The 12,729-nt window shown below is 74.5% G+C and carries 11 protein-coding genes; 9 read left to right on the top strand and 2 right to left on the bottom strand.

Translation table 11 applies throughout. The annotated features are described in order from the left end of the window. The first annotated feature begins 2 nt into the window (after positions 1 to 2). Entirely contained in the window at positions 3 to 1,799 is a 1,797-nt protein-coding gene (locus AB0637_RS21830; protein ID WP_366174822.1) for an ABC transporter ATP-binding protein, read from the top strand. A gap of 31 nt (positions 1,800 to 1,830) precedes the next feature. Here the strand turns inward: AB0637_RS21830 and AB0637_RS21825 are convergent, their stop codons facing one another. After that, entirely contained in the window at positions 1,831 to 2,199 is a 369-nt protein-coding gene (locus AB0637_RS21825; protein ID WP_366174800.1) for a hypothetical protein, read from the bottom strand. A 222-nt stretch (positions 2,200 to 2,421) separates the two neighbouring features. Here AB0637_RS21825 and AB0637_RS21820 point away from each other — a divergent pair, with 222 nt between their 5' ends. The 7 genes from AB0637_RS21820 to AB0637_RS21790 all read left to right on the top strand — a co-directional run bounded on the left by AB0637_RS21820 (position 2,422) and on the right by AB0637_RS21790 (position 10,630). Further along, positions 2,422 to 3,957: an ABC transporter ATP-binding protein gene (locus tag AB0637_RS21820; RefSeq protein WP_366174799.1), complete on the top strand. Its 1,536-nt coding sequence runs from the start codon at positions 2,422 to 2,424 to the stop codon at positions 3,955 to 3,957. Further along, a complete protein-coding gene (locus AB0637_RS21815; protein WP_366174798.1) occupies positions 3,954 to 5,795 on the top strand; it encodes an ABC transporter ATP-binding protein in 1,842 nt (613 codons plus the stop codon). The genes AB0637_RS21820 and AB0637_RS21815 overlap by 4 nt, the downstream gene beginning before the upstream one ends. 46 nt (positions 5,796 to 5,841) lie before the next feature. Continuing rightward, positions 5,842 to 6,666 carry a phosphotransferase gene (locus AB0637_RS21810; RefSeq protein ID WP_366174797.1) on the top strand — a complete coding sequence of 275 codons (825 nt, stop codon included), beginning with the start codon at positions 5,842 to 5,844 and terminating at the stop codon, positions 6,664 to 6,666. 132 nt (positions 6,667 to 6,798) lie between these two features. Beyond that, on the top strand, positions 6,799 to 8,253 hold the full coding sequence (locus tag AB0637_RS21805) for an HNH endonuclease (RefSeq protein WP_366174796.1): 1,455 nt from the start codon (positions 6,799 to 6,801) through the stop codon (positions 8,251 to 8,253). Positions 8,254 to 8,262: 9 nt separating this feature from the next. Continuing rightward, positions 8,263 to 9,210 carry a serine hydrolase domain-containing protein gene (locus tag AB0637_RS21800; RefSeq protein ID WP_366174795.1) on the top strand — a complete coding sequence of 316 codons (948 nt, stop codon included), beginning with the start codon at positions 8,263 to 8,265 and terminating at the stop codon, positions 9,208 to 9,210. Between the two features lie 7 nt (positions 9,211 to 9,217). Further along, positions 9,218 to 9,805, top strand: a complete 588-nt coding sequence (locus tag AB0637_RS21795; RefSeq protein ID WP_366174794.1) for a hypothetical protein — start codon at positions 9,218 to 9,220, stop codon at positions 9,803 to 9,805. Positions 9,806 to 9,967: 162 nt separating this feature from the next. Beyond that, positions 9,968 to 10,630: an AAA family ATPase gene (locus AB0637_RS21790; protein WP_366174793.1), complete on the top strand. Its 663-nt coding sequence runs from the start codon at positions 9,968 to 9,970 to the stop codon at positions 10,628 to 10,630. Here AB0637_RS21790 and AB0637_RS21785 read toward each other — a convergent pair. Further along, positions 10,597 to 11,595 carry a stage II sporulation protein M gene (locus AB0637_RS21785; RefSeq protein WP_366174792.1) on the bottom strand — a complete coding sequence of 333 codons (999 nt, stop codon included), beginning with the start codon at positions 11,593 to 11,595 and terminating at the stop codon, positions 10,597 to 10,599. The two genes, AB0637_RS21790 and AB0637_RS21785, sit on opposite strands and share 34 nt — an antisense overlap. 22 nt (positions 11,596 to 11,617) lie before the next feature. On the opposite strand from AB0637_RS21785, the gene AB0637_RS21780 reads away from it, so the two are divergent. Then, on the top strand, positions 11,618 to 12,580 hold the full coding sequence (locus tag AB0637_RS21780) for a helix-turn-helix domain-containing protein (RefSeq protein WP_366174791.1): 963 nt from the start codon (positions 11,618 to 11,620) through the stop codon (positions 12,578 to 12,580). Positions 12,581 to 12,729: the final 149 nt, after the last annotated feature.

The following is a 12,729-nucleotide window of genomic DNA, read 5'->3' as shown; positions in this document are numbered from 1 at the left end:
CCATGCGGATGGCGGGCGCACCCGGGCAGAAACCCGCGACGTTCGGCCCTTCGGCGCGGCGGTTGCTGCTGCGCATGGGCCCGGACGCCCGTCGGCTCGCGGTGGTCCTCGTGCTGGCGGTGGTGAGCGTCGTCCTCACCGTCCTCGTGCCGCGGTTGCTGGGGAACGCCACGGACGTCGTCGTGGCGTCGGCGTTCGGGGGCCGGCCGCTGGACCGCGCGGCCCTCGCCTCCACGATCGGCTGGGTCGTCCTCGTCTGCGTCCTGTCGGCGGTCGGGTCGTTCCTGCAGGGGTTGCTGCTCAACCGCATCGTGCAGCGGACGGTGTTCCGGCTGCGCGCCGACGTCGAGGCCAAGCTGCACCGGCTACCCCTCTCGCACGTCGACTCGACCCCGCGCGGGGAACTCCTGTCCCGCGTGACGAACGACATCGACAACATCTCCCAGAGCCTGCAGCAGACGGTGTCGCAGGCCCTCGTCAGCGCCCTCACGGTCGTCGGCGTCGTCGTCATGATGTTCACGATCAACCCGCGACTGGCGCTGCTCGCCCTCGTCGCGGTGCCGTTGACGCTCGTCGTCGTCGCGCTCATCGCCAAGCGGTCGCAGCCGCTGTTCGCCCAGCAGTGGGGGCAGACCGGGCAGCTCAACGCGCAGATCGAGGAGGCGTTCACGGGGCACGACGTCGTGACGGCCTTCGGGCGGCGCGAGGAGGTGCGCACCCGGTTCGCGGCGAAGAACGCGGAACTGTACGCGGCCAGCTCCGGCGCCCAGTTCCTCTCCGGGACGATCATGCCGTCGACGACCCTCATCGGGAACCTCGTCTACGTCGCGATCGCCGTCGTCGGGGCCACGATGGTCACGAGCGGGTCCATCACCATCGGTGGGGTGCAGGCGTTCGTGCAGTACTCCCGCCAGTTCACCCAGCCGCTCGCGCAGCTGGGGTCGATGGCGAACCTCCTGCAGTCCGGCGTCGCGTCGGCCGAACGCGTCTTCGACGTCCTCGACGCCCCCGAGATGACCCCGGACCCGGTCGACGGACCGCGGCCGTCGGGCCCGGGGCGCATCGAGTTCCAGCACGTCTCGTTCAGCTACTCCCCCGACGCCCCGCTCATCGAGGACCTCTCGTTCACGGCTGAACCCGGGCACACGGTCGCGATCGTCGGTCCCACGGGTGCCGGCAAGACGACCCTCGTGAACCTGCTGCTGCGGTTCTACGAGGTCGACTCCGGACGCATCCTGCTCGACGGCGTGGACGTCGCCACGATGTCGCGGCGGGACCTGCGCGCCCGGGCTGCGATCGTCCTGCAGGACACGTGGATGTTCGCCGGGACGATCGCGGAGAACATCGCCTACGCCCGGCCGGAGGCGACCGAGGAGGAGGTCCACGAGGCGGCCGCGGCCGCCTCGGTGGACTCCGTGGTGGCCACCCTGCCCGACGGCTACGCGACGGTGGTCGACGACGACGCGGGCCGCATCAGCGCCGGGGAGAAGCAGCTCGTGACGATCGCGCGGGCCTACCTCGCCCGCCCGCAGGTGCTCGTCCTGGACGAGGCGACGAGTTCGGTCGACACCCGCACCGAACGCGTCGTGCAGCAGGCCATGGCCGCGCTGCGGCGGGACCGCACGAGCCTCGTCATCGCGCACCGCCTCTCGACGATCCGCGACGCCGACCTCATCCTCGTCATGGAGGCCGGCCGCGTCGTCGAGCAGGGCCGGCACGCCGAGCTCGTGGTCGCCGGCGGTGCGTACGCGCGGTTGCACGACGCGCAGTTCACCGGGGCGGCCGCCGAGGTCGAGTGAGCCGGGCTCACCGGACTCCGGGGCGACGGGGTCAGAGCTCGATGCCGCGCTCCAGGACGGTCAGCAGCCGGCGGGCCATCGCCAGGTTCGCCCGGCCGCGGTCCAGGACGAGGTAGAGGAACAGCCCCTGCCCGTTCCTGCTCTGCAGCAGGCGGATCAAGTGGAACTGCGTGCCGAGCGTGGCGAGGATGTCCTCGGGCACGTCGGTCAGGCCGAGGCGCTGCAGGGTGCGCAGCTCGGCGCGCACGACGTCGGTGTTCCCGGCGGCGGCGACCTCGAGGTCGAGGGTGCCGCCGCCGACGGAGCCCAGGCACATGCCCGACTCGTGGTCGACGAGCGCGGCGGCGATGGCGCCCTCGATCTCGAGCGCGCTCTTCAGGGTTTCGTCGACGGTGGCCACGGGGGTCCTCCTGCTGTGCTGTGCGGTCTGGTGGCGGGGGTCTCCCCGACAGCTCCACCATCGGCCTGGCGACACAGCGTGAACAAGCAACCACTCTCCGATTACCGCCGGTGGACGAGCGAGCCGCGGCCCGCCGGGTGAGGCTGTCCTGAGCCGTGTGGGTGAGAAGGTCGACCGCACGCCTCTCCCACCGTCCGGCCCGACCAGTTGGGGTCTCCTCACATGTCCTCCCGTCCCGTCCTCGACGTGCTGCGCCGGCACCGTCGGGCCGCCGCCGTCGGCTGCGGGTCCTCGATGCTGCACCAGACGTGCGAGGCCCTCGTGCCCGTCGCGATCGGCCTGGCCGTCGACCGCGCCGTCGCCACCGGGGACGTCCGCGCCATCGTCGTGTCCGTGGTCGCGGTCCTGGTCCTCTTCGCCGTCCTCAGCTCCGCCGGGACGTTCGCGTTCTGGGTCGTCGACCGCGCGCAGTTCGACGAGGCGCACCACCTGCGGACCGCCGTCGCCCGCGCCGTCCTGCGCGACCCTGCCGTCCTGCGCGACCGGCAGGTCGGCGACGCCCTGTCCGTCACGACGTCCGACACCCGGCACACCGCCGAGGCCCTCGGCCTCGTGAGCTTCCTCGCCTCCGGCTGCTTCGGGCTGCTCGTGGCCGCCGTCGTCCTGCTGCGCATCGACGTCGCCCTCGGCCTCGGCCTCCTCGTCGCCGTCCCCGTGCTCGTCCTCGGCCTGCAGGCGCTCACCCCGCGGCTGGAGGCCCGCGTGCACGACCGGCAGCGGACCGCCGGACTGGCGGCCGCCGTCGCCGCGGACCTGCTCGCCGGGCTGCGGCCGCTGCGCGGGTTCGGCGGTGTCCCCGAGGCCGTGCGCCGCTACCACCTCGCGAGCTCGGTCTCGCGGCGCGCGGCCGTCGGTGCGGCCGGGGCGACGTCCGTCGTCGTCGGCGTCAGCACCCTGGCCACCGGTGCCGTCCTCGTCGCCACGGCCGCCGTCGCGGGCGGGTTCGTGGCTCGCGGCCGGCTCGACGTCGGCGAGTTCGTCACGGTCGTCGGGATGGCGAGCTTCCTCGCCGACCCCGTGCGCAACATCAGCTTCTGCGTGCAGCAGCTCGCCGTCTCCCGGGCCAGCGCACGCCGCGTCGCCGACCTGCTGCGGCCCGACAGCCCCCGCCGCCCGCTCGGCGACACGACGGGCGCTGCGCCCCTCGAGACCGTCGCCGGGGAGGTGCTCGGCGTCGTCACGACCGACACCGCCACCGCCGACGCCGTGACGGCCGCCTTCGCCGCCGTCCCCGGGGTTCTCGTCGAACCCGCCCACACCGTCCTGCTGGGCGAGACGCTGGCCGACGCGCTCGCCTCCGGCCCCGTCCCCGCGGGACGCGGTGTCCCGCTGGCCGACGCCCTCACCGCGGCCGCCGCCCCGACCGACCTGGACCTCCCCCTGGCCGACGGCGGCACCAACGTCTCCGGCGGGCAGCGCCAGCGCATCGGCCTGGCGCGGGCGCTGGCCGCCGACCGGGAGCTGCTCGTCCTGCGCGACCCGACGACCGCGCTGGACGCCGTCACCGAGGACCGCGTCGCCGCCGGCGTCCGGGCCCTGCGGGCGGGGTCGGGCACGACCGTCCTCGTGACGTCCTCCCCGCTGCTGCTCTCGCGCTGCGACCGCGTCGTCCTCCTCGCCGCGGACGGCCGGCACGCCACCGGCAGCCACCACGACCTCCTCGACGACCCCGACTACGCCGCGGCGGTGGCCCGGTGAGCCCCACCTCCCCGCCTGCGAGCACGGCGCTGCCCGTCGCCGCGGGCCGACGGTCGGCCACCGTGCTGTGGCGGACGGCCGCCGCCCACCCCACCGACCTCGCGCGGGCCCTCGCCACGACCCTGCTCTCGAGCGCCGGGACCGTCGCGCTGCCGCTGCTGCTCGGCCGCGCCGTCGACGTCGTGCGCGCGGGTGACAGCCTCACCCCGCTCGTCGTGCAGCTGTCCGTCGTGGCGCTGCTCACGGCGCTGACGACGGCGCTGGCCCGTCGCGACGCCGAACGCCTGGGCGCGACCGTGGCCGCCGACCTGCGCGAACGCGTCGTGGAACGCTCGCTGCGGATGGACCCGCGCGTGCTGGAACGGGCCGGGTCCGGGGACGTCGCCTCCCGGGTCACCGAGGACGTCGAGCTGTTCACCGGGTCGGTGCAGCTCGGGTCCAACGTCCTGACGGCGCTGGTGACCGTCCTGCTGTCGGCCGTCGGGTTCCTCACCCTGGACTGGCGCCTCGCGCTCGCCTTCTGCGTCGTCTTCCCCGTCTACGCGGGCAGCCTGCGCTGGTACCTGCCGAAGGCGGGTCCCCTCTACGCCACCGAGCGCACCGTCGCGTCGGCCCGCTCGCAGGTCGTCCTGCAGTCGCTGCACGGCGCCTCGACCGTGCACGCCTACGGCATGGCCGACCTGCAGGGCGACCGCGTCGCCGTCGCCTCGGAGCGGACGGTCGGGGCCTCACGCGCGGCGCTGCGCACCTTCGCCCGGTTCTCCATGTCGATGAACGGGGCCGAGGCCGTCGGGTTGTCCGCACTGCTGTTCACGGGGTTCTGGCTCGTACGGGGCGACGTCGTCACCGTGGGGGCCGTCACCGCGGCCGCCCTGCTCTTCCACCGCCTCTTCGGCCCGCTCGGCACCCTGCTGCTGTCCTTCGACGAGGTCTCCCGGGCCGCCGCCGCCCTCAACCGGCTCGTCGGCGTCGTCGACCTGCCCGCCGGGCCGGCCACCGACCCCGAGGTGCTGGCGCGGGCCCCCCGGCGGGACGTCGGGCTGGTCGTGCGGGGGTTGCGGCACAGCTACTCCGACGGTCCGGACGCCGTCCCGGTGCTGCGCGACGTCGACCTCGACGTGCCGGCCGGGACGTCGCTGGCCGTCGTCGGCGAGAGCGGCGCGGGCAAGACCACGCTCGCGGCGCTGGTCGGCGGGGTGTTCCCCCCGAGCGCCGGCACGGTGACGCTGCAGGGGCCCGACGGCGCGGTCGACCTGACGACCCTGGACGCGGCGGACGTCCGCGACCGCGTCGGCGTGATCGCCCAGGAGTCCCACGTGTTCACCGGGACCCTGCGGGAGGACCTCACGCTCGCCCGCCCCGACGCGACCGACGAGCAGGTGCACGCCGCACTGGCCGTCGTGGGTGCCGACGACTGGGTGGCGGCCCTGCCCGACGGCCTGGACACCCGCGTCGGGCCGGGTGAGCTGCCGCTGTCCCCGGCCCGCGCCCAGCAGCTGGCGCTGGCCCGGCTCGTCCTGCGCGACCCACCCGTCGTCGTCCTCGACGAGGCGACCGCGGAGGCCGGCAGCGCCGGGGCCCGCGACCTGGAGCAGGCGGCGCTCGCGGTCGTGCGTGGGCGCACCGCCCTCGTCGTCGCGCACCGGCTGAGCCAGGCCGCGGTGTGCGACCGGATCGCCGTGGTGGCCCAGGGACGCGTCGAGGAACTCGGGACGCACGACGAACTGCTCGCCCGGCGCGGTCGGTACGCGCGGCTGTGGGACGTGTGGTCGCAGTCGGCACAGCCGACGCTTCCAGCGCAGCCGACCCAGGCGCCGGGCGCGGCCGCCGAGTCGTAGGGCGTCGAGGCCCGGAGGACGTGGGTCTCGGCGCTACGTTCTCGCCATGGACGAGGACGTGGCGGAAGTACGACTGGCCGGCGGGCGCAACGACGGGGCCGTCCGCTCAGGGCAGACCGTCCGACGCCGGACCGGCGACCACACGCCGGCCGTGCACGCCCTCCTGCACCACCTGCGCGCGGTGGGTTTCACGCGAGCCCCCGACGTCCTCGGCATCGACGACCAGGACCGGGAAGTGCTCACCTTCCTCGACGGGGAAACCGTCGGGGACCGACGGCCGTGGCCGGCGTGGGCGCACAGCGACGCCGCCCTCGTCGCGGCGGGACGCTGGTTGCGCGAGTTCCACGAGGCCTCCCGCTCGTTCACACCCCCCGCGGACGCGCACTGGTTCGGGGACCACGACGACCTGCGCGCCGGTGAGGTCGTCGGCCACCACGACGCCGCCCCCTACAACGCGGTCTGGCGTCCCGACCCGACCGCCGCCGACCCGGGTGCCGGTGAACTCGTGGGTTTCGTCGACTGGGACCTCGCCGGTCCGGCGGCCCCGGTGCGGGACCTGGCGTTCGTGGCGCTGACGTGGGTTCCGCTCACCGCCCGCGACGTCGCGCTCGGCGACGGGTTCTCCGCCGACACCGACCGTCCACGACGCCTGCGGTTGCTGCTGGCGGCGTACGGCTGGGGAGGCAGCACCGCGGAGGTCGTCGACGCCGTGCGCGAACGGGCCCTGCAGCACGCCGCGGGTCTGCGCCGGGCGGCCGCCGACGGGTACGGACCCGCGGTCGACCTCGTCGCCGAAGGAGTTGCCGACGCCTTCGACCGGGCGGCCGTGGAACTCGAGGCCGACCGGGAGACCTACCTCGCCGGGGGCTGAGGAGCGACCACCCGCCCGCTGCCTGTGGACAACTCACCACCGGTGAGCCACCCTACGTAAAGCGCTGGGCCGCAGAAAGTTACAAGCACCTAAACCTGCCGCCACAGCGCTTGTTCGACTACCCTGGAACGCATGACCCCCACCGTTCAGGACCGTGCAGTCGACGCCCTCATGCGTCTCGCGGCCGACCTGGACGACCTCCTCACCCTGCCCACGGGAACCCTCGACCGCGACGACGTCGAGCACCTCACCCGCTCTCTGTACGCCCTTGGCAACCGCCTCGACGCCACCAAACTCCACCTCCTGCGCCGCGCCCTGGACCACGCGCCCGAGAGTTCCGTCGTCGACCTGCTCGCCACGTCGCCGGTGAACTTGTCCCGTACCCTGGCGCGCAAGGACGTCGCCGCCGCCCGGCACACCGACCCTCACGTGCCCTGGGACGGACGCATCGGCGGACTGGACGGCGACCGCGGCTCCCTCGCCCTCATGGGTGGGGAACTGGCGGCCGGGAACACCACCCTCGCGCACGTCCACGGTGCCGTCACCGCGTTGACGTCGGTTCCCACGCACCTGCGTCGCGGCACCATCGCGGTCAAGGTGCGCCGCGAATCAGGCGAGGAGGTGTGGACCACCCAGCACCGCAGTGACGTGCTCGACGGGTTCTTCACGACCTCCATCGCTCCCCAGCCCCTGGGCACCGCCACCGCCCTCGTCGAGGACATCCTCACCCTCGTCGACCCTGAACGCGGCGACCGCCACGTCCGCGACCTCGAACCGGACTCCGCCAGCCGCCGCACCCTCACCTTCACCCGCCGCCACGGGATGCTGCGCATGACCGTCGACCTGGACGAGGCCGCCGCCGTCGTCGTCCGCTCCGCCGTCGAAGCCGCGGCGAAACCCCTGCCGAACCTCGCACCGGAAGGAACGGGACTGGGCGGGGAACACGACACCCGCTCCCTCGGGCAGCGCCGGCACGACGGCCTCGTCGAGTTGGTGACGACGGGTGCGCACCACCCCGCCAGCGAGGCCGACCCCGTCGTGGCGCACAAAGCGACCGTCGTCCTCCGCGTCACCCTCGACGACACCGGTGAACTGCAGGCCGGTTCTGCCACCGCCGACACCCACGGCCCCGTCGCCGACGCGACGCTGCGCGCCGCCTCCTGCGACGGGGACGTCACCGTCGCCGTCATGGACCGCCTCGGTCGACCCCGCTCGCTGCACACCCTGGACCGGCACGCCACCGACAACCAGCGGTTGATCGTCGCCGAACGCGACCGCGGCTGCATCGCCCCCGGCTGCGGGGCCCCGGCCTGGGCCTGCCACCTCCACCACGTCGTCCACTGGGCAGACGGCGGCCCCACCAGCGTGGACAACCTGGTGTTGTTGTGCGGCCGCGACCACCGAGCCCTGCACGCCGGCCGCCTCGAGGCGAGGTTCGGCGACGACGGGTTGCCGGAAGCCAGACGCCTGCAGCGCGACCTCGGCAAGCTGATGACCCCCGGCCCCTGGACGCGCAACGACCACCCCGCCCTGCGGCAGCAGGTGGAGGAACTCACCCGCGCCCTCGAACAGGACGACGCGGCGTAGCGTGCGGGCGTGACCACCCCGACCCCGACGCCCCCGTCCACCCCGGGTGACGTCCTGCGCGACGCCCTTGCCGAAGGACTGCGCCGCAACCTGTTCACGGGCGCGACCGCGGCGTTCTCGGACGCCCCCGGGCGGGTGCACCGCGCGGCGGCGGGAACCCTCGCGCTCGACGACGCCACCCCCGTGGACGCCACGACCCGGGCGGACCTGGCGTCGCTGACGAAGGTTCCCGTGGCCGCGGTCGCGCACGCCCTCGCCGAGGTCGGTGCCGTCGACCTCGACCGGCCCACCGAGCGGGGTTTCACGCCCCGTCAGCTCATCGCCCACACGTCCGGGCTGCCCGCGGAGTCCGACGTCTGGCGCCGCCCCGACCTGCGCCCGGCGCAACGCCTGCACCGCGCCCTCGACAGCCCGCTGGAGTCGGCACCGGGATCGGTCTTCCGCTACTCCTGCGTCGGGTTCGTCACCCTCGGCCACCTGCTGGAGGAAGCCACGGGACAGGGGCTGGACTCCCTCGTCGAGGAGTTCGTCACCGACCCGCTGGGCATCCCCGGACTCGGGTGGGGACTCTCCGACCGGCCCGCCGCCGGCCCGGTCCTGGCGACGGAGACGGGCACCCCGCGCGGCGTCGTGCACGACGAGTTCGCACGGTCCCTGGCCCGGCCGGCGGGGAACGCCGGCCTGTTCGGCACCGCCGACGACGTCCTGGCCATCGGCCGGGCGCTGCTGGCCGGAACCCTCGAAGTGGGCGACGGGCTGCGCACGGGCGACCCGACGTGGATGGCAGGGCCTCACCAGCGCGGGCACACGGGGTTCACGGGCACGTCCCTGCTGCTCGACCCCGACGCCGGCACCTGCCTCGTCCTGTTGACCAACCGCGTGCACCCGGACCGCTCGCTCGTGGACCTCGCCCCGTTCCGGAAGTCCCTGGCGCAGCGGCTCACCGCGCCGTCATGATCCCTGCGTGGACGACGAGACGCTCGACCTGGCCCGGCTGGTCCGCCGCTACCTGGAGGAGGTCGTCAACTCCCCGCTGACCGAGGCCGGACGGCAGGGGCCCCAGATCGGGGACGTCGTCGGCGAGCACCTCGGCGTCGCGGTGCAGGACCTGCCCGTCGTGCGCGAGGAGGTCCCCGACCACCAGTTCGTCGACCTGGACACCGCGCTGACGCTGCTCGCCGAACGGGGCGGCGGGGAACGCGTCGTCGGGGTCGGCGGCGGGGACCAACGGGCGCACCACTCGTTCTCGGACCTGCTGGGCAGCCCGTGGGCCCGGTTCGGGCTCGGTGCCGTCGACCGCGTGAACCTGCCCACGGGGCCGGACTCCACCCGGCGCGCCGTCGGGTTCGGGGTGCGCCTGCTGCGGTACCGGGACACCCCCGTCGCGCTGCTCCAGCGGGCCGCGCAGCGGCAGTTCGGGCAGGCCGGCAGCGTCGAGGTCGTGTCCCCGGACGAGACCGTCGTCGCGGCGTTCATCGCCGACCTGCGCCGGCTCATGGTCGAGCACAGCGTCCTGCGCGGGCAGGTGCTCTCGTTCTCCGGGTCGCCCTAAGAACCGAACAACGCGGGCATCACGTTCCTGCACCGGCCGGAGGTCGCGGCCGAGGACGTCGTCCTCCCGCCGGGGGCGCTGGACCGCATCGCCCGGCACGTCATCGGCGTCGGGACCCACGCGGCGCGGCTGGCGGGGGCCGGTCAACACCTCAAGCGCGGGGTGCTGCTCTACGGCCCGCCCGGGACGGGCAAGACGCTGACGGTCCGGCACCTGGTGGCCCGCGCCACGGGCAGCACCGTCGTCCTGCTGGCCGGGGAGGCCCTGGCGCACGTCACCACGGCCGCCCACCTGGCCCGCGCCATGCAACCGGCCGTCGTCGTGCTCGAGGACTGCGACCTCGTCGCCGAGGACCGCGGGTTCGACCCCGGTCAGCGGCCGCTGCTGTTCCAGCTGCTCGACGCCATGGACGGTCTCGACGGGGATGCCGACGTCGCGTTCCTGCTGACGACGAACCGCGCCGACCTCCTCGAACGGGCGCTGGCGCAGCGTCCCGGTCGCGTCGACCTGGCCGTCCAGGTGCCGCTGCCGGACCGGGCGGCCCGCAGCGCGCTGTTCCGGCTCTACGCGCGCGGGCTGCCGGTCTCGGAGGAGGTGCTGGAGGAAGCCGCCGACCGCACCGAGGGCGTGACGGCGAGCTTCGCCCGGGAACTGCTGCGCCGCGCGGTGCTCGTCGGTGCCGACGCGGGGCACGACGTCACCGACGCCGACGTCCGCTCCGCGCTCGAGGAACTGCTGTCCGACGCGGAGGACCTCACGCGCAGCCTTCTGGGCAGCGCCGCGTCGTCCGCTCAGCCGGCCGTGGGCAGGGAGTCCCCCGCGTAGCGCTCCTCGAGGTCGCCCGTCTCCCCCGCCTGCGCGGCCGGGCGGCCCAGGACGAGGCAGTACGTCCAGAACACGAGTTCGGCCAGCACCCCGATGCCGATGCGGGCCCACGTCGGCAACCCCGAGGGGGTGACGAAACCCTCGATGACCCCGGAGACGAAGAGCACGACGACGAGGCCGAGGGCCACGCCGAACATGGCGCGACCCTCGGTCGCCAGGGAACGCGACCGGGTCCGCGGTCCGGGCGCGACCCACGCCCAGAACAACTTGAGACCGGCTCCCGCGGCGACGAAGACGGCCGTCAGTTCGAGGATCCCGTGCGGCAGGATCAACCCGAAGAACACCTCCCCGCGCCCGTTGGCGATGAGGAGACCGCCCTGCAGGCCGACGTTCAGGGCGTTGTACGCGAGCGAGGCCAGGACGGGCAGACCGGTGATGCCGAGCGCGATGCACGTCGCGGCGACCCACGCGTTGTTCGTCCAGACGCGGCCGGAGAACGCAGCGCTGCTGTACTGGCTGTAGTAGTTCTCGAAGTCGGAGTACACGAGCTGGCGGATGTCCTCGTTCGACCCGAACACGCTCGCCTGCGCCTCGGGGTTCCCCGCGATCCACACGCCGGCGGCCACGGCGATGACCGTCGTGAAGGCGAACGCCCCGGTGGTCCACCACCGCAGCCGCCACAGCGCGGCGGGCAGTCCGCGGGTCGCGTAGTGCACGAGCTGGCGCCAGGCCGTGTAGCGCGACCCCGTCAACCGGGCCCGCGCGCGGACGAGCAACGTCGACAGTTCGTCGAGCAGCACCGGCTCGGACTGCGCCGACCGCAGGGCCGAGAGGTGGGTGGCGGTGCGCTGGTAGAGGACGACGAGCTCGTCGGCCTCGGCGCCGTCGAGCCGTCGGCGCGCGACGAGGCGGCGCAACCGCGACCACTCGTGCTCGTGCACCGCTCGGAAGGCGTCGACGTCCACCCCGGCAGGCTAACGTCCGGGCATGGGTCCGGAGCCTGCGACCGACGCGCCGCACCGGGTGGCGGTCCTCGTGCTCGACGGCGCCAAGCCCCTCGACGTCGGGATCCCGGCGCAGGTGTTCTCCCGGCGCCCCTCCCTGCCCTACGAGCTGCGGGTGTGCGGGGCCGCCCCCGGGCTCGTCCGCGGCGGCGAGGGGCTCGCCTACTCGGTCGAGTCCGGCGTCGAGACCCTCGCCTGGGCCCAGACGGTGTTCGTCCCCGGCTACCGCGAACCCGCCACCACCGCGCCCCCGGTCGTCGTGCTCGACGCGCTGCGGGCCGCCCACGCACGCGGGGCCCGGCTGGCCGCCATCTCGACCGGGGCGTTCGCGCTCGCCGCGGCGGGTCTGCTCGACGGCCGGCGCGCCACGACGCACTGGCACTACACGCGCGCGCTCGCGCAGCGCTTCCCCGACGTCCGGGTCGACGAGAACGTGCTGTTCGTCGACGCGGGCGACGTCCTGACGTCCGCCGGGGCGGCGTCCGGCATCGACCTGTGCCTGCACCTCGTCCGCCGCGACCACGGCGTCGGGGCCGCCAACCACGTCGCCCGCCGCCTCGTCGCCGCGCCCTACCGCAGCGGCGGGCAGGCGCAGTACGTCCCGCGCAGCGTGCCCGAGGGCGTCGGGGAGGCGTTCGCGGCGACGCGGGAGTGGGCCCTGACGCGACTCGGCGACCCTCTGACGCTGGAGGACCTGGCCCGGCACGCGCGCGTCTCGACCCGCACGTTCTCGCGCCGGTTCGTCGAGAACACGGGGTACACACCGATGCAGTGGGTGCTGCGGGCCCGCGTCGACGCCGCCCGGGAACTGCTGGAGCGCAGCGACCTCGGCGTCGAACAGGTCGCCGCGCGCGTCGGGCTGGGGACGGGCGCGAACCTGCGCCTGCACTTCGCCCGGATCCTCGGGACCTCCCCCACCGACTACCGCCACACCTTCGCCCCCTGACCCTCCGCAGGCCCACCGGGCGCTCACCCGGGGGGGGGATCGTTGACGCAGCCGGCTCGACGTCGTCGTGGGCGGTGGCGGTGGCTACCGGGTCGAGCCGGCCGAGGCGACCCTGGAGAGGTTGCAGCACCTGGTGAGTCCGGTCACGG

Source organism: Kineococcus sp. NPDC059986, assembly GCF_040702905.1.
Taxonomy (GTDB): Bacteria; Actinomycetota; Actinomycetes; order Actinomycetales; family Kineococcaceae; genus Kineococcus.
This window is presented reverse-complemented; position numbering and strand designations above follow the sequence as displayed.